General features: G+C 59.2%; 21 protein-coding genes and 1 tRNA gene. 14 read left to right on the top strand and 8 right to left on the bottom strand.

Annotation, left to right across the window (positions count from 1 at the left end):
- Positions 1-15: 15 nt before the first annotated feature.
- From pheT to LOY51_RS17800, 5 genes are all read left to right on the top strand, one after another.
- Positions 16-2,397 (top strand): phenylalanine--tRNA ligase subunit beta, encoded by a 2,382-nt coding sequence (pheT, locus tag LOY51_RS17825; RefSeq protein ID WP_258642392.1) that lies wholly within the window; start codon positions 16-18, stop codon positions 2,395-2,397.
- A 4-nt stretch (positions 2,398-2,401) separates the two neighbouring features.
- The gene (gene ihfA, locus LOY51_RS17820) at positions 2,402-2,704 is read left to right on the top strand and encodes an integration host factor subunit alpha (protein ID WP_009394049.1); all 303 of its coding nucleotides are present in this window, start codon (positions 2,402-2,404) and stop codon (positions 2,702-2,704) included.
- Positions 2,685-3,041 carry a MerR family transcriptional regulator gene (locus LOY51_RS17815; RefSeq protein ID WP_011533210.1) on the top strand — a complete coding sequence of 119 codons (357 nt, stop codon included), beginning with the start codon at positions 2,685-2,687 and terminating at the stop codon, positions 3,039-3,041. The genes ihfA and LOY51_RS17815 overlap by 20 nt, the downstream gene beginning before the upstream one ends.
- Before the next feature lie 101 nt (positions 3,042-3,142).
- A tRNA-Pro gene (locus LOY51_RS17810) sits at positions 3,143-3,219 on the top strand.
- A 501-nt stretch (positions 3,220-3,720) separates the two neighbouring features.
- A complete protein-coding gene (locus LOY51_RS17800; RefSeq protein WP_125859343.1) occupies positions 3,721-3,930 on the top strand; it encodes a hypothetical protein in 210 nt (69 codons plus the stop codon).
- Here LOY51_RS17800 and LOY51_RS17795 read toward each other — a convergent pair.
- The 4 genes from LOY51_RS17795 to LOY51_RS17780 all read right to left on the bottom strand — a co-directional run bounded on the left by LOY51_RS17795 (position 3,927) and on the right by LOY51_RS17780 (position 7,067).
- A protein-coding gene (locus tag LOY51_RS17795; RefSeq protein WP_190305981.1) for an IS5 family transposase occupies positions 3,927-4,783 on the bottom strand; the annotation gives its coding sequence in 2 pieces (ribosomal slippage) (positions 3,927-4,435 and positions 4,435-4,783; 858 coding nt in all). The genes LOY51_RS17800 and LOY51_RS17795 overlap by 4 nt on opposite strands.
- A 379-nt stretch (positions 4,784-5,162) precedes the next feature.
- On the bottom strand, positions 5,163-5,555 hold the full coding sequence (locus LOY51_RS17790; RefSeq protein WP_258642390.1) for a hypothetical protein: 393 nt from the start codon (positions 5,553-5,555) through the stop codon (positions 5,163-5,165).
- Positions 5,556-5,715: 160 nt separating this feature from the next.
- Positions 5,716-6,261 (bottom strand): VOC family protein, encoded by a 546-nt coding sequence (locus tag LOY51_RS17785; protein ID WP_125859341.1) that lies wholly within the window; start codon positions 6,259-6,261, stop codon positions 5,716-5,718.
- Between the two features lie 53 nt (positions 6,262-6,314).
- A complete protein-coding gene (locus tag LOY51_RS17780) occupies positions 6,315-7,067 on the bottom strand; it encodes an SDR family NAD(P)-dependent oxidoreductase (RefSeq protein ID WP_125859340.1) in 753 nt (250 codons plus the stop codon).
- Positions 7,068-7,168: 101 nt separating this feature from the next.
- On the opposite strand from LOY51_RS17780, the gene LOY51_RS17775 reads away from it, so the two are divergent.
- The 4 genes from LOY51_RS17775 (at position 7,169) to LOY51_RS17760 (ending at position 10,544) form a co-directional block, all read left to right on the top strand.
- On the top strand, positions 7,169-8,116 hold the full coding sequence (locus LOY51_RS17775) for a LysR family transcriptional regulator (RefSeq protein WP_125859339.1): 948 nt from the start codon (positions 7,169-7,171) through the stop codon (positions 8,114-8,116).
- Positions 8,117-8,223: 107 nt separating this feature from the next.
- A complete protein-coding gene (locus LOY51_RS17770; RefSeq protein WP_125859338.1) occupies positions 8,224-8,628 on the top strand; it encodes a nuclear transport factor 2 family protein in 405 nt (134 codons plus the stop codon).
- Between the two features lie 23 nt (positions 8,629-8,651).
- On the top strand, positions 8,652-9,032 hold the full coding sequence (locus LOY51_RS17765) for a putative quinol monooxygenase (RefSeq protein ID WP_125859337.1): 381 nt from the start codon (positions 8,652-8,654) through the stop codon (positions 9,030-9,032).
- A gap of 1,200 nt (positions 9,033-10,232) precedes the next feature.
- The gene (locus tag LOY51_RS17760; protein WP_258642387.1) at positions 10,233-10,544 is read left to right on the top strand and encodes a DUF3077 domain-containing protein; all 312 of its coding nucleotides are present in this window, start codon (positions 10,233-10,235) and stop codon (positions 10,542-10,544) included.
- A gap of 75 nt (positions 10,545-10,619) precedes the next feature.
- Here LOY51_RS17760 and LOY51_RS17755 read toward each other — a convergent pair whose 3' ends face one another.
- Both LOY51_RS17755 and LOY51_RS17750 read right to left on the bottom strand, forming a co-directional pair.
- A complete protein-coding gene (locus tag LOY51_RS17755) occupies positions 10,620-11,039 on the bottom strand; it encodes a DUF6691 family protein (protein WP_125859335.1) in 420 nt (139 codons plus the stop codon).
- A 2-nt stretch (positions 11,040-11,041) separates the two neighbouring features.
- Positions 11,042-11,476, bottom strand: a complete 435-nt coding sequence (locus LOY51_RS17750; RefSeq protein ID WP_125859334.1) for a YeeE/YedE family protein — start codon at positions 11,474-11,476, stop codon at positions 11,042-11,044.
- A 244-nt stretch (positions 11,477-11,720) separates the two neighbouring features.
- Between LOY51_RS17750 and LOY51_RS17745 the strand changes: the two genes are divergently transcribed.
- The 3 genes from LOY51_RS17745 (at position 11,721) to LOY51_RS17735 (ending at position 13,142) form a co-directional block, all read left to right on the top strand.
- Positions 11,721-11,930 carry an AbrB/MazE/SpoVT family DNA-binding domain-containing protein gene (locus tag LOY51_RS17745; RefSeq protein ID WP_258642384.1) on the top strand — a complete coding sequence of 70 codons (210 nt, stop codon included), beginning with the start codon at positions 11,721-11,723 and terminating at the stop codon, positions 11,928-11,930.
- 15 nt (positions 11,931-11,945) lie between these two features.
- Positions 11,946-12,416, top strand: a complete 471-nt coding sequence (locus tag LOY51_RS17740) for a type II toxin-antitoxin system YhaV family toxin (RefSeq protein WP_258642382.1) — start codon at positions 11,946-11,948, stop codon at positions 12,414-12,416.
- A gap of 429 nt (positions 12,417-12,845) precedes the next feature.
- The gene (locus LOY51_RS17735) at positions 12,846-13,142 is read left to right on the top strand and encodes a DUF3077 domain-containing protein (protein WP_125859331.1); all 297 of its coding nucleotides are present in this window, start codon (positions 12,846-12,848) and stop codon (positions 13,140-13,142) included.
- A 78-nt stretch (positions 13,143-13,220) separates the two neighbouring features.
- On the opposite strand, the gene LOY51_RS17730 is transcribed toward LOY51_RS17735, so the two are convergent.
- Both LOY51_RS17730 and LOY51_RS17725 read right to left on the bottom strand, forming a co-directional pair.
- Entirely contained in the window at positions 13,221-13,991 is a 771-nt protein-coding gene (locus LOY51_RS17730) for a hypothetical protein (protein ID WP_258646680.1), read from the bottom strand.
- Positions 13,992-14,055: 64 nt separating this feature from the next.
- Positions 14,056-15,333: a bifunctional O-acetylhomoserine aminocarboxypropyltransferase/cysteine synthase gene (locus LOY51_RS17725; RefSeq protein WP_258642380.1), complete on the bottom strand. Its 1,278-nt coding sequence runs from the start codon at positions 15,331-15,333 to the stop codon at positions 14,056-14,058.
- A gap of 220 nt (positions 15,334-15,553) precedes the next feature.
- Here LOY51_RS17725 and LOY51_RS17720 point away from each other — a divergent pair, with 220 nt between their 5' ends.
- Complete coding sequence (locus LOY51_RS17720; RefSeq protein WP_125464721.1) at positions 15,554-16,036, top strand: Hcp family type VI secretion system effector; 483 nt, start codon at positions 15,554-15,556, stop codon at positions 16,034-16,036.
- Positions 16,033-16,746 carry a DUF4225 domain-containing protein gene (locus LOY51_RS17715; RefSeq protein WP_258642379.1) on the top strand — a complete coding sequence of 238 codons (714 nt, stop codon included), beginning with the start codon at positions 16,033-16,035 and terminating at the stop codon, positions 16,744-16,746. Before LOY51_RS17720 ends, LOY51_RS17715 begins: the two co-directional genes overlap by 4 nt.
- Positions 16,747-17,045: the final 299 nt, after the last annotated feature.

Raw genomic sequence — 17,045 nt, 5'->3', positions numbered from 1 at the left:
TTCTAGGAGAACAGCATGAAATTCAGTGAACAGTGGCTGCGCGGTTGGGTAAACCCGCAAGTCTCCCGTGACGAACTGGTCGCTCGCCTGTCCATGGCCGGCCTCGAAGTCGACAGCGTAACCCCCGCTGCCGGCCAGTTCAGCGGCATCGTGGTGGGTGAGATCCTCGCCACCGAACAACACCCGGACGCCGACAAGCTGCGCGTGTGCCAGGTAAGCAACGGCGCAGAAACCTTCCAGGTGGTCTGCGGCGCCCCCAACGCCCGCCCAGGCATCAAGATCCCGTTCGCCATGATCGGCGCCGAGCTGCCGGGCGACTTCAAGATCAAGAAAGCCAAGCTGCGCGGCGTCGAGTCCTTCGGCATGCTGTGCTCGGCTGCCGAACTGCAGATCAGCGAAGAGAACGACGGCCTGCTGGAGCTGGCCGCTGACGCCCCGGTCGGCCAGGACATTCGCCAGTACCTGAACCTCGACGACGCCAGCATCGAGATCGGCCTGACCCCGAACCGCGGCGACTGCCTGTCCCTGGCCGGCCTGGCCCGCGACGTCAGCGCCCTGTACGACGTCCCGGTCACCCGCCCGGTTGTGCCGGCTGTCCCCGCTGCCCACGACGAAGTGCGCTCGGTGGAAGTCAGTGCCCCGGCTGCCTGCCCACGTTACCTGGGCCGTGTCATCCGTAACGTCGACTTGAGCAAGCCGACCCCACTGTGGATGGTTGAACGCCTGCGCCGCAGCGACGTGCGCAGCATCGACGCCGCCGTCGACATCACCAACTACGTGATGCTCGAACTCGGCCAGCCGATGCACGCCTTCGACCTCGCCGAAATCAACGGCGGCATCCGCGTGCGCATGGCCGAAGAGGGCGAGAAGCTGGTCCTGCTGGACGGCCAGGAAGTTGCCCTGCGCGCCGACACCCTGGTGATCGCCGACCACACCCGCGCCCTGGCCATTGCCGGCGTGATGGGTGGCGAGCACAGCGGCGTCAACACCGAGAAGACCCGCGACCTGTTCCTGGAAAGCGCCTTCTTCGAGCCGATCTCCGTCGCCGGCAAGGCCCGTTCCTACGGCCTGCACACCGACGCCTCGCACCGCTACGAGCGCGGCGTGGATTCGCAACTGGCCCGCGAAGCCATGGAGCGCGCCACCGCGCTGCTGCTGGAGATCGTCGGCGGTGAAGCCGGCCCGATCGTCGAAGCCGTCAGCCAACAGCACCTGCCGAACATCGCGCCGATCACCCTGCGCGACGAACGCATCACCCAGATGCTCGGCCTGCAGATGGACGCCGCCCAGGTCGAGCAGCTGCTCAATGCCCTGGAGCTGAAAACCAGCGCTAACGGGGCAGGGCAGTGGACTGTTACCGTGCCAAGCCACCGCTTCGACATCAGCCTGGAAGTCGACCTGATCGAAGAGCTGGCCCGTCTGTACGGCTACAACAACCTGCCGGTCCGCTACCCGCAGGCGCGCCTGGCGCCCCAGGGCAAGCCAGAGACCCGCGGCGAGCTGCCTAACCTGCGTCGCCTGCTGGTCGCCCGCGGCTACCAGGAAGCCATCACCTACAGCTTCATCGACCCGAAACTGTTCGAGCTGTTCACCCCAGGCGTCGAGCCGCTGGTGCTGGCCAACCCGATCTCCAACGACATGGCCGCCATGCGCGCTTCGTTGTGGCCGGGCCTGGTCAAGGCGATGCAGCACAACCTCAACCGCCAGCAAGACCGCGTGCGCCTGTTCGAAAGCGGCCTGCGCTTCGTCGGCCAGCTGGGTGACCTCAAGCAGCAGCCGATGATCGCCGGCGTCGTCACCGGCAGCCGCCTGCCCGAAGGCTGGGCCAACGGCCGTGACGGCATCGACTTCTTCGACGTTAAAGCCGATGTGGAAGCCCTGCTGGGCTACTCGGGCGCCCTGAGCGACTTCAGCTTCGTCGCCGGCAAGCACCCAGCCCTGCACCCAGGCCAAACCGCCCGCATCGAGCGCGACGGCAAGGAAGTCGGCTACCTCGGCGCCATCCACCCGGAACTGGCCAAGACCCTCGGCCTCGACCGCCCGGTGTACGTCTTCGAGCTGGTGCTCGGCGATGTAGTGGAAGGCCGCCTGCCGAAGTTCAGCGAACTGTCCAAGTTCCCGGAAACCCGCCGTGACCTGGCCTTGATCGCAGGCCGTGATGTGGCTTCCAGTTCGGTGCTTGAAGTAATTCGTGACAATGCCGGCGAATGGCTCACAGACCTCAGGCTGTTTGACGTCTACCAGGGTAAAGGCATTGATCCTGATAGAAAAAGCCTGGCCGTCGGCTTGACCTGGCAACATCCATCGCGCACTCTTAACGACGATGAGGTGAACGAAACCCTGCAGAATATCCTCACCTCGCTCGAACAAAGGTTGAACACCACGTTAAGGAAATAACGGCATGGGTGCTCTGACGAAAGCTGAGATGGCCGAAAGGCTGTACGAGGAGCTGGGGCTCAACAAGCGAGAGGCCAAGGAGCTGGTCGAGCTGTTTTTCGAAGAAATTCGGCATGCGCTTGAAGATAACGAGCAGGTCAAGTTGTCCGGTTTCGGCAACTTCGACCTTCGCGACAAACGCCAGCGGCCGGGCCGCAACCCCAAGACAGGGGAAGAGATCCCGATCACCGCGCGCCGCGTCGTCACCTTTCGTCCAGGGCAGAAGCTGAAAGCCCGGGTAGAGGCCTATGCTGGAACCAAGCCATAACGACGAGCTGCCCCCCATCCCGGGCAAACGCTACTTCACCATCGGTGAAGTCAGCGAGCTCTGTGCGGTAAAACCGCACGTGCTGCGCTACTGGGAGCAGGAATTCCCGCAGCTCAACCCGGTGAAGCGCCGTGGCAACCGGCGGTATTATCAGCGCCAAGACGTGCTGATGATCCGCCAGATCCGCGCTTTGCTGTATGACCAGGGCTTTACCATTGGCGGGGCGCGGTTGCGGCTCTCCAGTGATGAGGTCAAGGATGAATCCAGCCAGTACAAGCAGCTGATTCGGCAGATGATTGCTGAGTTGGAGGATGTGTTGGTGGTGTTGAAGAAGTGATCTGGTTGGCGACGAACGGAAAGTTTTTTGAAAAAAAGCTTCCATTATTCAAAAGCTTAGGTTAAATTCTTCAACGTTCTCAGCGGTATCGAGAATGATGTCGGGGCGTAGCGCAGCCCGGTAGCGCACTTGCATGGGGTGCAAGGGGTCGAGTGTTCGAATCACTCCGTCCCGACCAAAATACTCCGAAGAATCCAGTCACTTAGCGGTGGCTGGATTTTTTTATGCTTGACCGCTTTTCACTGGTTAGCAATTTTGCCCCACTTTTTGCCCCACCGAGATGTCGATTGTATTTCGGGTGCTGGTTGGCACATCAAAATCCGTAAGTGAGCGCTTCTCAAGAGCGTCTAACTATATGAGTTAATGGGCACATGCTCGCACCAGTGAATCTTCAATGACCGTTTTCGCTCCAAGCTGTGTTAGCACCCCCTCTGCTGTCTAACCTTTCCGGTCGTCGTGGTCGTGGGGGTAATCATGAAACGATCCATCGAGGGTGAGGCTAGGACGCAGGTTACGTTGCTGCCTGGGAGCTTGGACGACTTCATCATCGATGAAAATCCATTGCGAGCGGTCGATGTCTTCTCCGGTGAACTCGACCCGGGTCTGCATGGTTTGCATGCTGGACTTGGATCGCCAAGCCTTTACCATGGGCTGTCCTAGTCAGCCTGCAAGGAAGCAAATGATCATCAACAAGGCATCTCGGCTTTCTGTCTCACTGCCCATTTATACAGCATCTGTATTTGTGTGGATTTACATTGCAACCACGACCTTCAAAACAGCGTTACCCGCATTTAAAGGATATTTAACTCCTTTCCAATTTGGTCAGGTACTGGGGAATTTGCTCATTTGCCTGGTCGTAGCTGCGTTATCTTTGGGCTGTGGCGGCTAGGCTCTGTCTGAAAAAAGCCGTCGCATACACCGCATGACGCAAGCCAGCGAGACCATTGCGGCATAACTTTTTGCGAGCTTGTCGAAGCGCGTGACGATTCGGCGGTTCTCTTTTAGCCAGCCGAACATGCGTTCGATGATGTTGCGCTGTCGATATTTGGGGCGATCAAACAGTCTCGGCAAGCCGGGTTTGGGCTTGCGTTTCATTGAGCGCAGCGGAATGACCGGCTGCATCCGATATCGATCGCAGTAACGGCGCAAGGCCTCGGCGTCGTAGCCTTTGTCAGCCAGCAACCATTTGCATCGTTTGCGTGGACGACCACGCTGGTTTGTCGGGATGCTGACATCATCAAGCAACGGCTGGGCATAGCTGATGTCGCTGGCTTGGCCGCCAGAGAGAAGGAAGCGCAACGGTATCCCGTTGGCGTCGCAGAGCATATGGATTTTGGTTGTCAGGCCGCCGCGACTGCGGCCTAGAGCGTGATCGGCAGGCTCGTCAGGCCCCCTTTTTTCCGCGCTCCAGATGAAGCACGGGTTGCTCGAACAGCGGTCGAATCGATCATCCAGGTGTGGGGATCGATCAAGCCTTTGTCATTGAGTCTGAGGTGCAATCGTCTGAGCATCTGATCGAATGTTCCGCGGTTTCGCCAGAGTCGGAAGCGGTGATAGACCGTTGCCCAAGACCCGAAGCGCTCGGGCATATCTCGCCAGGCTGCTCCTGAGCAGAGCACCCAGAGCACACCATCGAGCATCAAACGATCACTGCTGCGGGGCCTGCCCCTGACGTGGGCCGCCGTAAAGAGGTCGGCGACCACTGCCCACGCTTCATCCGAGAGTTCATAACGCTTTGCCATCACAGAATTCCTTTCCGTAGATGGCCGGCGACTGTACAGAACCCAGGCTGTTCCGAGGCCACATTTCAGTTTCTTAGGATTTCAGACAGAGCCTAGGAAGATATGTGCGTACCTCTAGCTTAAAAAGGGTGCTCAAGCAGGCAGCTATCAATCAGCCCTACTCTTTTCGTACCTGGCCCACGGGGGGAATGGCTGCTTTGAAGATAGCCCCATGAGATGAGCATCTGGGTGAGCGTGTGGGTAACCGGGCGTTTGCGGTTGAGTGCTTTAATCAGTACGAAAGCTGACAGCGCAACCACTGGCTGCCCGTGATGACGGGACAGCCATTTGGCACGACATGAGTATCGAAGTGTCAGCTTGACGAACAACTGCTTGTGAGTCAGGCAGTTGTGTCGACGGAGTTTTGCAGCGTGATCATTGTTGCCTGCATCGCCATCATGTTTGCCGTTACACTCGAAATCTGGGCTTGGATCGCTGCCACCTGCGCATTTTTTTCCTCGCTGGATGCTTGACCAGATTGAGCTTGCTGCAGGTGTTGTTGCAGCTCCTGGATTCGCTTCGCCGCTTCGGTGATCTGCTTTTGCAGTTTTTCCAGTATGTCTTTTTTGGACGTGCCAGCTCCCGTCTCGGATCCGGCCCGTGTTTCTGCTTTTACGCTAATTGAACCGGTGGTTGTTGAGTCGTCTTTTGACGCAACGGGTTCAGGGCGCTCCGATACTGAATAAGGTGTGGACGTGTTCGTGATGCCGTTGAAGTTTGCATCGATTGCCATGATGGATGTCCTTGGTTTTGTTGCTGTTCGGTTCGATCGACTGGTCAAAATGTTAGCTGCTTGCGGTAGGCTTACGTAATCAACGGGATTCTTTGATGGGCGTTACCTAATCCGCCATGGAATGAGCCAGGTGCTAGTTGAAGGGGGGAGAGGCGAGGATTTACTTTGTGGTCATGGACACAAGCTCCATTTGCGAACCCCACGGCGTCAGAAAATAGAACCACTGCACACCGTCAGGATTGGTAATCGGCTCGTTCAGTACTTTCAAACCCTTGGATTTGACGAGGGCAAGGCTGCGCGCGATATCGTTAGTTTTGAGTGCAAAGTGGCTGGCGCCGCTATCGTCCTCGTGTGGGTGTTCAGGGTTGATGTCCGGGCCCCGATATTGGAACAACTCCACTTTCGCGCCGCCGTCGAGCTGCACCATGGCGAAGCGCTGCAGCTCGCTGGATGGGTGCCAGCGAAACTGTGTTTTCCATTCTGCCGGGATGGCACCAGGGCGAATGTCCGAGATGACTTTGGCGCCCGCGAGATCGGCGAAGAAGTGAATCGCAGCATCGACGTCTGGAACATTCATGCCCACATGGTCGATAACTGATACCTCCAGTGCGCCTGATGGCACTGAGATGGTGCTGGATGAAGCGGCTTGAGCCCAAGAGGTGAACGCGACGGATAGCGCGATAAGGGTGAGCTTTACAACGTTCATGAGAAGACCCTGGAACAGTAAGGGAAGGCCGCATTGCTCGCGGCCTTTGCGGGTTAGATTTGCGCTTGGCCGCCGTCGACGAACAGTTCGGCACCGTTGACGAAGCTGGCATCGCTGGACGCCAGGAAAAGAGCGGCTTTGGCAATCTCTTCAGGCTCTCCGACGCGTCCCAAGGGAATCTGCGAAGCCAGGTAATCCAGCAGGCCTTGCTGCTGAGCTGCGTCCGGGCCGGCAAGGTCTACCAGGCCCGGCGTGCGGGTAGCGCCGGGGCTGATGGTGTTGATCCGGATGTTGCGATCCTTCAGGTCGAGGATCCAGTTACGGGCGAAGGCACGTACTGCAGCCTTGGAGGCCGCGTACACACTGAATGCGGGCGTGCCCGAGCTGGCAGCAGTGGAACCGGTTAAAATCACCGAAGCGCCTTCAGCCAGAAGTGGCAGCGCTTTCTGAACAGTGAACAGCGTACCTTTGACGTTACGATCAAATGTGTCGTAGTAGTGTTCTTCAGAGATGTCTCCCAGCGGCAACATCGAGCCACCCCCTGCGTTTGCGAACAACACATCGATACGCCCGTGCGCTGCAGCGACTTGTTGGTACAAGGCATCGAGTTCGTCCGGCTTAGAGGAATCCACTCGAACCCCTACTGCGTTGCCAACCAGTGCGACGGCGTTGTCCAGCTCCGTCTGGCGGCGCCCAGTGATGAATACCCGCGCACCTTCCTGAGCGAAAAGCTTCGCGGTTGCCAGCCCGATGCCTGAGGTTCCGCCAGTCACGATTGCGATTTTGTTTACAAGCTTGCCAGTCATGAGCGTTCTCCAATGTTTGAAATGTTGCGGTGGGAGAAGCGTATCGACGACAAGAAGAAACCAAAATAGAATTGTCAGAAACTCATCGTTGCAGAAATGAAATGAGCAAACTTCCGGATTTTGAAGGTTTGGCGATGTTCGCCAAGGTAGCTGAAGAGGGCTCGTTCGCTGCCGCTGCCAGAGTCATGGGCGTTTCGGTGCCCACCGTGTCCAGGGCCGTAGCTCGACTGGAGGAGCGACTGGGGGGGCGTCTGTTCAACCGCACGTCTCGACAACTTTCATTGACCGAGTTCGGTCAGAGCATGGCCGGCAAGGCTGGCGAAATCTACCGGCAGGCCGAAGAGGTAGAAGGTGAGGCAATGGAGCTCTCCGTTCGACCACGCGGCCTGGTTCGCCTTGCGATCCCCATGTCGTTCGGCTTGAGATGGGTCGCGCCCTTGATGCCCAAACTTATCCGGCAATATCCAGAACTCTCGGTAGACCTGCATTTGTCCGATGCTTCGGTCGACCTGATCGCGGATGGTTTTGACGCTGCCTTGAGAATCGCGGCGCTGCCAGACTCATCACTGGTGGCTAGAAAGCTGTGTGCGGTAACCCAGTTTCTCGTCGCTTCACCGGCCTACCTCAACAAGCACGGAAGGCCACAACACCCCCGAGAGCTGGCAAGTGTGCCTTGCCTGAGCTACGCCTACCGCGCCCGGACGCAGGTATGGAGGTTCACGCATGCCTCTGGAGTTGAAGAGGATGTCGTGCCTACCGGGCCTCTGCGGGTCACGAATTCGGATGCAATGATCCCCTTGTTGCTAGAAGGGATGGCCATATCCGAACTGCCTGAGTTCATCGCGAGTGAATACCTGATGGATGGGCGCCTGGAAAGAATCCTCCCGGAGTGGAGCATGACGCGGGGTGGTTTGTACTTCGTGACGCCGTCTGCACGAACCCGGCCAGTGAAGATCAGAGCGGTTTCCGATTTCTTCTTTGAACACTTGTCCGAGCCGGCGTGGCGCTGGGCACCTGGGTATGACTCATTAGGCGATGTTCAAAAATGAAATGATGGCTTTCAATCTTTGATATTTTCGTGCGGCCAGGGCTTCAGTAACGTTGACTCACCCCAAGCGAATGACGTTGGAAATCAACTTACCAAAGGCCCCTGTCGATGAAAGACGCCGTACAACTTTTCCAGACCTACCTGGACACCATTCAGAATCCTCGCGCCGCCGCTCAGTTGTTTGCCGAGGAGGGTGCACTGGAAATTCCATACCTCAAATCTCTGGGCATCCCCCACCGAGTCCAAGGCCCGGAGCAGATTGAAGCCTTTATCGCTTCCCTGCTCGCAAAAGTCCCCGGCTTTAAATTCCGGAGTATCCGTTTCCTTATCGATACGCCGGAGCAAGCGTTCGCTGAATACGACGTCGAAGCGCTGGTGCCAGCGACAGGGCGAGTCTATCGACAATCCTACGCGGGCCGCCTGGTCGCGCGTGACGGGAAGATCCAGTTACTGCGTGAGTCGATGGACACCGTTGCTGCCGCCAATGCCTTCGCCCCCGTTACCAACGCCTGACCTGTTCTCTGAGGAGTATGGATATGCAAAACATTCATCCTGCAGCTGCATCCGACCACGACAAGACGCTGCCGACCAAGATTCTCGTAAGTGCGTACTACCGCGTTCATCCCGACGACCGCCAGACCTTCATCGACGCGGTGATCCCCGAGATGCTGGCGGCCCAGAAACTGTCAGGCTGCATTTACTACGCATTTGCGCAGGATCTGAGCAACCCGAACAATTTCCATTTGACTGAAGGTTGGGCGGATGAAGAAGCTTACGAGCGCCATGAAAACTCGGAGTCTTTCCTCACGGCGCTGGCCACGGTTGTGAAAAACGTCCGTATCCTGGATAGAGAGGGCATTCGTTACGATGTGGCTAAACAGCACATTGACGATCCTCGTGGGAAAATCACCGAGTAGGTGAAATCTGTTTTTCCAGGGGGACGGTTTCAAGGGGCTGATTAACTGGTCTGTGCTGGTAACTGCGCCATTGGCCCACGCGTCTGGGTCATGGAGCTGACCTCATTGCTGACTTGCTCAAAACCGGCTTGTTACCCCGTAAAGTCATCGCAGATCAGCGTGCCGTCTCAGGCTAGGAGAAAGTTATCCGGATATTATCCGGAGTTGGGGCACACACCTCAGCCTCCAGTGCCGTTAATGGCATCCTCTTATATGCCCAGATGGGGGCTGGGTGGGTTTCTTCTCGTCTCGCTTTTGCATGATATGGCTTTTGTGGACGCTACCGGTCTTTTTTCGCCTATTCTGGGCTGCTTGGATAATGTGTAATAGGGGCTGGAAGGCGACATGAGTGGCGGGTCTTAGCCGGTAGCTATGCTCCGCGAAGGACGGCAAAAGGGTCGATAGCGGACAATCGGCAGGGACAAATCAGGCGTTGTAATCGAAAGAGTTCGAATTCCTACGCTTCCGCCACTATTTTTCATCAAAGCCCTGATTTTTCAGGGCTTTTTTGTGTCTGGTCGTTTTTGGTCCCCCATCTGGTCCCCCATTTATAGTTTGGCTCCCTCTGGCCTTTAGCGGATTCTGGTGGGCGCGTTGTGTTCATGGAGCAACTCGCGCCATGAAGGGGACATTGTCCGTGCGGGTGCACGGGTAAGCGTGTCGGCAGCAGGCTGCTGACCTATTCGTCTTCTACAACCCACCACCTGGATCGAATGCGAGTGTCGCACAGCGCCGTAATGCGGGTTTCGCGGTAGCCTCGTACCGGGCCGCCTGCGCGCTCAACTGTTAGATGGCCTGGATGATACAGGGGCAAATGTAGAACACTGTCTTGGAGGGGAAGTAGCAGTAGGGGTCGAGGGTGACCCGACCCACCCCAGCACGACCGCTACACCACCCAAACCCTCGAAGACCTCCTGGTCCAAATCTCCGAATACCTAGTCTGCGCCCTGACCGTCAGCCAGCAGTCCATCCTGCTCCACACCAAACCCCCAGCCCAGGTCCTGACCCTCGCCGCCATCCACGAAATCGACAGCGCCCACACCCTGGTGGAAGTGGCGCTAAGCCGCGTGCAATCCCGACACTGACCTGGCGAACTCGTACTCGCCCTAGATGTTCACCGATCAGGCCCCGCGCCGTTCGCGGGGCCGCAGGAGGAGTGGTATGGACAAGGAATCGCAAACCCCACGCATCAAGCAACTCGCCACCACCGGCGTCGGCCATTTCGGCGAAGGCGGGGAGGTCGGCGTGCAAGCCCCGTTGTTCCGCGTAGTACCGGGGCATCCGCTGGACCATGCGGTGGAGCAGGCCACCGTGCTGATGTGTGCGGTGCACAAGATCAGTGACCTGGCGATGGTGGAAACGGATCACCTGCCCACGCTACTGACGGCGATGCACTACCTCAGTGGCATGGCCAAGGCGCTGGTCCAGGATGCGAACCACGGCTTGATGGCCCCGGCCTTGCGAGGCGAATAGAGCAGCAACACGCCCGAAGGTGCCTTCGGGCGACATGACCTTCATGTGATGGTGCCCCGGAAACCGATAACTCGCTCAAGCGCCGCGTCGACTCTCCAGCTTGGCAAACAGATACATGCCAACCAGCATCGCCACCACGAACACAAGCACCTGCCACCGCCCGGTAGACAGCAACGCCACCGCCGGCCCAGGGCAGAAACCGGCAATCCCCCAACCCACGCCGAACACCAGGCTGCCGCCAATCAAGCGGGCATCCAGTGTGCGCTTCACGGGCAACTGCATGGGTGCACCGAGCAAGGACTGCTTGCGCGTGCGCGCCCAGTTCAGCGGGGCGGCCGCTACCGCGATGGCGCCTGCCATCACCAACGCCAGGCTGGGGTCCCAGACCCCGGCCACATCGAGAAACGCCAGCACCTTCGCGGGGTTGGTCATGCCCCCCAACAGCAGACCGAAGCCAAAGACCAACCCTGCGAGAAAGGCCGTGAACTTGCGCATGTTCAAGCCCCCAGCAGATGGCGGATGACAAACACCGTGGCAAACCCGGTCGCCATGAAGCACAAGGTGGCCAGCATCGACCTGGGTGACAACCGGGACACGCCACAGACGCCATGGCCACTGGTGCAACCTGCGGCGTAGCGGGTGCCCACACCTACCAGCAGGCCGGCAATCACCAACGCCGGCCACCCGGCGTGGATCTCGATCTTGGGCAATACGGCAAACAGCCCCCACAGCACCGGCGCCAGCACCAGGCCGAGCAGGAACAGCGCCTTCTCGCTGCGGCCCTCACCATCGCCCTGGATCAGGCTGCCAAGCAGGCCGCTGATGCCGGCGATACGGCCATTCGCCAGGATGAATAGGCTGGCGGCCAGGCCGATCAAGGCGCCTCCGGCCAATGACGCCCAAGGCGTGAAGTTGACCCAATCGATGTTCATGCTGCAGCTCCCGGCAACAGAGGTTCTGGTCAAAATATAGGCCTGCGCGGGTACAAGAGCCTGTGCCAAAAGGGCTAACCGTTCGCTGCCGAACTCGGGCATCCGCGGGCCGGGATTGTAGTACCGTTCTGAAACCTGTAACGATGGGCTTGCCCAAGGTTCGCATGGCTGCTTCTGCTGTATTATTGCCTTCGTCAGGCCGCATATGCGGTAGCTGTCGCAGGGGCGAGAACAGGAGCAGAACATGTCCAAGTCAAGGGTAAAGGTGGCTTTCCTGGCCGCCGAGCGCGAAGCGCAGGAGGCCAAAAAAGCCTTTCTTGAGCTTGTGCATGCTGACATATCAGAGCATCCGGAAAGGATCCAGCCCATCCCGTCAGCGTTGCTGAATCGTATGGGTCACCTTCGGGCCAAAGCGCAAGCGAATCGCGAGCGTACCGAGCTGCTTGAAGGTTGAGTGATGCAGCCAGGGATGATTACGCTAGTCAACGAATGGGCACTGTTTGGTCATCCGCTTTTTCTCAGCCGCTTTGAAGCATTGATTGTCGAAGCGGAATGTCTGGCAGCCGATGATCCAGACGGATTCCATAACCATCCCCATTACAAGCTTCTGGAAAAAGTCGATGCCTCTATCATGGAGCGCGTACCGGCAGATCCAGGTGCGAAGGCTTACGTTCAAGGCAACACTCTGGGTAAGGACTGTCGGCACTGGCGCAGGGTCAAAGCCGGGCTGCCCAACCGCTATCGCCTTTTCTTCCAGTACCGAGGCGACGTTCCCAAAAGCATCATCTACGCATGGCTGAATGACGAGGCGACCCTACGCAAGGCTGGCGCTCGCACTGATGTCTATACGGTTTTCAAGGCGATGCTCAAGAAAGGCGCAATGCCCGATGCTTTCGCCGACCTTCTCCAGGCTTCTTCCCCAGTACCTGAGTACAACTGATCAGTTCTGAATCTAACTTCAGAGCTGCAGAAGTAAGCAGAAGCTACGTGCAAAACTCACGGCTCGACAGCATTGGCCACAAACCGTTTCCAGGGGGTGGCAAGCGGCTGTGCAAGAGGGCCAATACGCACAGTGATGCAAGCTGATCTCGTAGGTCCTACAGGATTTCTTCTGCTCTTCATGTAGTCCATTTCCTAACAGCCCTTCTTCAGCCCTTAGCCTGTTGAGATAGTGAATCTGCACGACTAGTCTCGCCCTGCTCGTCGTGTTTCACCGTCCGGGGTTGGCCGGGCCTTCAGATCAGCGCACTGCACAAGGATCGTGCGGTGAGGCACGGAGGCCCCGGAGGGGGAGACGCGGCGGGCTCTTTTTTTCCACTGGGCGGGTGGCCGGTTGCGGCCGTTGCCGTCGTTGACAGGGGGTAAGCGCATGGACAAGGACGAGCAATCGCAGGAGCGGCAGAAACTGAACGTCATCGCACTGGCCCAACGGGGCAAACAGATGCCAACACGCCACTGGGTGCAGGCTACGCCGGGGCTGCAGACGCGCGAGGTACTGGAGGAGGCTTCAGTCATCCTGGGCTGCGTCACCGGGCTTACCCAGCAGGCACTTGCCAAACCACGCGAGGCGCAGACGCTGATGCGCGCGACCTTCTACCTCAGCGGCCTGGCCAGGGTAATGATCGAGGGGCAGTTGCCATCGATCAAAGAGCAAGGCGACAAATGAGCCTCGACCGTTGAACGACAAAGCCGCTTCCGGAGCACCGGGAGCGGCTTTTTCATGGGCGAAACCGGCCCGAGCGGATCAAGCCCCGCGCCGGCGCAATATCGTCGCCAACGCCACGGTCAGCACAACCGCCACCACCACGGCCAGCCCCATGGTCGCAGCAATGCCGATGCGCTCCAGCAACCCGGCCACGATCAAATAAAACGCAATCACCCCCACCGCGCCAATTGCATTGCCGCGCACCATCATCGCCATTCCGGCGCGCCCGCTTTGCACATGGGCAAACACCACCAACGGCCAGGCGATCACCGGGATCGGCGCCAGCATCCCGCTGGCGGCGGGCCCGAGCCAGCTGGCCAGGCTGGTGGTGACCATCAACAGGCCGGTGGCGGACACCATGCGCAGGGGGATTTCCCAATAGCGGTGGCGGGGTTGGGCGAGGCTGTCGGGCCTGGGTTCGCGGCCACTGGCGCGGATCAGCACGGCGATCAGCAGCAGGGCCACGGTAATCGACAGGGGCAGGCTGCCCCAATGGGTGAAGGCATGGGCCGCCACGCCATAACACAGCAGCGCCAGCGGCACGGCGCTGGCAATGCCCAAGCGGCGGGTGATGTACAGGTAGAAGGCGTAGGTGGCCTGCACCGCCGCCAGCCCGCCGAGGGCGCCGGGCACCGCGCCCAGGACGAACGCCGTGCCTTGCTCCAGGCACAGGAAGGTCATCACCAGCGCCGAGGTGATCGGCAGGCCGGACAGCAAGCCACCGAGCAGGCCGCCCCAGCGCCGCGAGGCGAGGGACACGGCCCACATCAGCAGCGGCGTGACGATGAGTTTCAGGTAGAACAGGGTCATTGCCTGGGTATCCGCTGTTGCCATGGGTGCGCCCGCCGTCGGCATTGGGTGGGGCGCGGGTGAATCAGCCGCGGCTGGCCTCCAGCGCCTGGGCCAGGTCGGCCATGATGTCGTCGCTGTGCTCGATGCCGATCGACAAGCGCACCATGTCCCGTGGCACGCCGGCCTTTTCCAGCTCTTCATCGTTGAGCTGGCGGTGGGTGGTGGAGGCGGGGTGGCAGGCCAGCGACTTGGCATCACCGATATTCACCAGGCGCACCACCAACTGCAGCGCGTCGATGAAGCGTGCACCTGCGGCCTGGCCGCCCTTGATGCCGAACGACAGGATCGAGGCCGGCTTGCCGCCGGTGTAGCGCTGGGCCAGGGCATGCTCGGGGTGGTCGGGCAGGCCGGCGTATTTCACCCACGCCACTTGCTCGTGCCCTTGCAGGTAGTGGGCAACCTTGAGCGCGTTCTCGGTATGGCGCTCCATGCGCAGGGCCAGGGTTTCCAGGCCTTGCAGGATCAGGAAGGCGTTGAACGGCGACAGCGCGGCACCGGTGTTGCGCAGCGGCACCACGCGGCAGCGGCCGATGAACGCGGCGGGGCCGAAAGCTTCGGTGTAGGTCACGCCGTGGTAGGAGGCATCGGGGGTGTTGAGCAGGGCGAAGCGTGCCTTGTGCTCGGCCCAGGGGAACTTGCCCGAGTCGATGACGATGCCGCCGATGCTGGTGCCGTGGCCGCCGATGTACTTGGTCAGCGAGTGCACCACGATGTCGGCGCCGTGCTCGAACGGGCGGCACAGAATCGGCGTGGCCACGGTGTTGTCGACGATCAGCGGCACGCCGTGGCGGTGGGCGGCGGCGGCCAGGGCGGCGATGTCGACGATGTTGCCGGCGGGGTTGCCGATGGACTCGCAGAACACCGCCTTGGTGCGTTCGTCGATCAGCGCTTCGAGGGCGGCGATGTCGTCATGGGCGGCGAAGCGGGTGGTGATGCCCATGCGCGGCAGGGTGTGGGCCAGCAGGTTGTAGGTGCCGCCGTACAGCTTGGCCACCGAGACGATGTTGTCGCCGGCCTCGGCGACGGTCTGGATGGCGTAGGTGATGGCGGCCATGCCCGACGCCACGGCCAGCGCGCCGACCCCGCCTTCGAGGGCGGCCATGCGCTGTTCGAGCACGTCGTTGGTGGGGTTCATGATGCGCGAGTAGATGTTGCCGGCCACCTTCAGGTCGAACAGATCGGCGCCGTGCTGGGTGTCGTCGAAGGCGAACGAGGTGGTCTGGTAGATCGGCACGGCCACGGCCCGGGTGGTCGGGTCGGGGCTGAAGCCCGCGTGGATGGCGAGTGTTTCCAGCTTCATGCAGTCGTTCCTTGAGCGTGGGTGGAAGCGGCTGAGCATGGAGCGCGACGCGTGTGAGGGTCAAGCCGTTTGGCAGGCAGTTTTGCCCAGGAAGTTACCGAGCGCGTCCAGCCTGTCTGACGTACTTGGTAACTTCTTAATGGCGCATTTTCGGACGCGTCCGACATACAGCTGCACCGTGCGTCATTAGATTGCGAGCCTTTTACAGGGAGTTCGTAACATGGCTTATCACGGATATATGTCGATCAAAGGTTCGCTGCAGGGTTTGATCTCGGCGGGCTGTTCCACCCAGGACTCCATTGGCAACAAATGCCAACTGGGGCATAGGGATGAAATCATGGTCCTGGCCTTCGACCATGGCCTCACCAATGCCGACAACACGCAGCGCGCGCTGCACCGTCCCGTCTACCTCACCAAGTTTGTCGACAAGGCCACCCCGCTTCTGGCCCAGGCGCTGGACAGCGGCGAGCGGGTCGAATGCGACATTCAGTTCTTCCGCACCAGCGCTGCGGGCCTCCAGGAAAAATACTACTCGGTGAGACTCGGCGGGGCGGTGATCGTCCAGCAGAACGTTGCCATGCCCCACGCGGTCCTGCTCAACGAGCAGGAGCCGCAGGAGTATCTGGCGCTGCGCTACCGGGATATCTCCTGGGTGCACCATGTGGCCGGAACAACCGGGTATGCAACCTGGGGCGAGGAATGAGCGGGCGCAGCGAGCATGACGTGCCGTGGGACGACGACTTCTGGGAGGTCAGCCATGCCGCGGCGCGGTTGACGCAATATGCCTGCGAAGTTGCCGCGCGGTGCCTGGATGACGGGATGTTGCGGCTGCAGTTTACCCAGGAGATGGCGTATGTCGGGAAGGGCATTGTGGAGGATGTTCGGACGGGGAGGAAAACGCCGGAGCAAGGGCTGGTTCAAATAAGGAAAGAACATGCCGAGTTGGCTGATCAAGTTTTTCAATATTCAAAACTGGTGGCAGGGTTGGCGGCCGGAGTAATACAGATTGCAGGCGGTGTCGCAGTATGCAAGCTGACCGCAGGGGTTGCGTGTGCTTTGGGGGGTATTGCACTCGTGCAGCATGGGATCAATGCAGTTTATGAAAATGGTCGAAATATTTTTCAGGGAAGAACCGATACGGTAGGTCCATTGAGAAAGGGTTATCAGGAAGTAGCCAAGGCGCTGGGAGGGAAGGCTTCGCATGGGAATGTCGTGTATGCCGCTACGGATATGGCGTTGTCTGGTTTTGGGTTGACTACGCTCGTTGTTGGTCGAAATGCTTGGAGGCTTTTTAAGTACATCAGGTCTGATATGGTTCCTGCGTACAAAAATTTGGGGGCAGGAGCTATAGGCTTAGAGCTTGGTGTGAACGTCATGAATGGGGAACTGATCTGGGTGGAGATTCAGAAGTAATGATTTCCTGGTTGTTCGGATGCTGCGTGGTTGTCGGGGTGGTGATTGCGTATACGCTTAGGTATAGGTTTTCTGGAGCGAATTTCAGATGGGTGACTTTTTGGTTGTGCGTGGTTTTCAATATATTTTTTTCAACTTACTACATGAGGATTATGGAGCGGTCCTATCTATTGTTTATTGGGTATATGCCTGACTTTAGATATGAAAACCCTGCTGTTGGGTGGTGGTGCATTGTTGGTATGTGGATGCACAGCTTTGCATTTCCCGTGCAGTGGGAGACAAAGAAATGGTTCAGAAAA

The organism is Pseudomonas sichuanensis (genome assembly GCF_024749065.1).
Taxonomy (GTDB): Bacteria; Pseudomonadota; Gammaproteobacteria; order Pseudomonadales; family Pseudomonadaceae; genus Aquipseudomonas; species Aquipseudomonas sichuanensis.
This window is presented reverse-complemented; position numbering and strand designations above follow the sequence as displayed.

What these genes read in the sequence shown, in the direction of transcription:
- pheT (WP_258642392.1), top strand. Translation starts at nt 16, where the DNA reads ATGAAATTCAGTGAACAGTGGCTGCGCGGTTGGGTAAACCCGCAAGTC.
- ihfA (WP_009394049.1), top strand. Translation starts at nt 2,402, where the DNA reads ATGGGTGCTCTGACGAAAGCTGAGATGGCCGAAAGGCTGTACGAGGAG.
- LOY51_RS17815 (WP_011533210.1), top strand. Translation starts at nt 2,685, where the DNA reads ATGCTGGAACCAAGCCATAACGACGAGCTGCCCCCCATCCCGGGCAAA.
- LOY51_RS17800 (WP_125859343.1), top strand. Translation starts at nt 3,721, where the DNA reads ATGATCATCAACAAGGCATCTCGGCTTTCTGTCTCACTGCCCATTTAT.
- LOY51_RS17790 (WP_258642390.1), bottom strand. Translation starts at nt 5,555, where the DNA reads ATGGCAATCGATGCAAACTTCAACGGCATCACGAACACGTCCACACCT.
- LOY51_RS17785 (WP_125859341.1), bottom strand. Translation starts at nt 6,261, where the DNA reads ATGAACGTTGTAAAGCTCACCCTTATCGCGCTATCCGTCGCGTTCACC.
- LOY51_RS17780 (WP_125859340.1), bottom strand. Translation starts at nt 7,067, where the DNA reads ATGACTGGCAAGCTTGTAAACAAAATCGCAATCGTGACTGGCGGAACC.
- LOY51_RS17775 (WP_125859339.1), top strand. Translation starts at nt 7,169, where the DNA reads ATGAGCAAACTTCCGGATTTTGAAGGTTTGGCGATGTTCGCCAAGGTA.
- LOY51_RS17770 (WP_125859338.1), top strand. Translation starts at nt 8,224, where the DNA reads ATGAAAGACGCCGTACAACTTTTCCAGACCTACCTGGACACCATTCAG.
- LOY51_RS17765 (WP_125859337.1), top strand. Translation starts at nt 8,652, where the DNA reads ATGCAAAACATTCATCCTGCAGCTGCATCCGACCACGACAAGACGCTG.
- LOY51_RS17760 (WP_258642387.1), top strand. Translation starts at nt 10,233, where the DNA reads ATGGACAAGGAATCGCAAACCCCACGCATCAAGCAACTCGCCACCACC.
- LOY51_RS17755 (WP_125859335.1), bottom strand. Translation starts at nt 11,039, where the DNA reads ATGCGCAAGTTCACGGCCTTTCTCGCAGGGTTGGTCTTTGGCTTCGGT.
- LOY51_RS17750 (WP_125859334.1), bottom strand. Translation starts at nt 11,476, where the DNA reads ATGAACATCGATTGGGTCAACTTCACGCCTTGGGCGTCATTGGCCGGA.
- LOY51_RS17745 (WP_258642384.1), top strand. Translation starts at nt 11,721, where the DNA reads ATGTCCAAGTCAAGGGTAAAGGTGGCTTTCCTGGCCGCCGAGCGCGAA.
- LOY51_RS17740 (WP_258642382.1), top strand. Translation starts at nt 11,946, where the DNA reads ATGATTACGCTAGTCAACGAATGGGCACTGTTTGGTCATCCGCTTTTT.
- LOY51_RS17735 (WP_125859331.1), top strand. Translation starts at nt 12,846, where the DNA reads ATGGACAAGGACGAGCAATCGCAGGAGCGGCAGAAACTGAACGTCATC.
- LOY51_RS17730 (WP_258646680.1), bottom strand. Translation starts at nt 13,991, where the DNA reads ATGACCCTGTTCTACCTGAAACTCATCGTCACGCCGCTGCTGATGTGG.
- LOY51_RS17725 (WP_258642380.1), bottom strand. Translation starts at nt 15,333, where the DNA reads ATGAAGCTGGAAACACTCGCCATCCACGCGGGCTTCAGCCCCGACCCG.
- LOY51_RS17720 (WP_125464721.1), top strand. Translation starts at nt 15,554, where the DNA reads ATGGCTTATCACGGATATATGTCGATCAAAGGTTCGCTGCAGGGTTTG.
- LOY51_RS17715 (WP_258642379.1), top strand. Translation starts at nt 16,033, where the DNA reads ATGAGCGGGCGCAGCGAGCATGACGTGCCGTGGGACGACGACTTCTGG.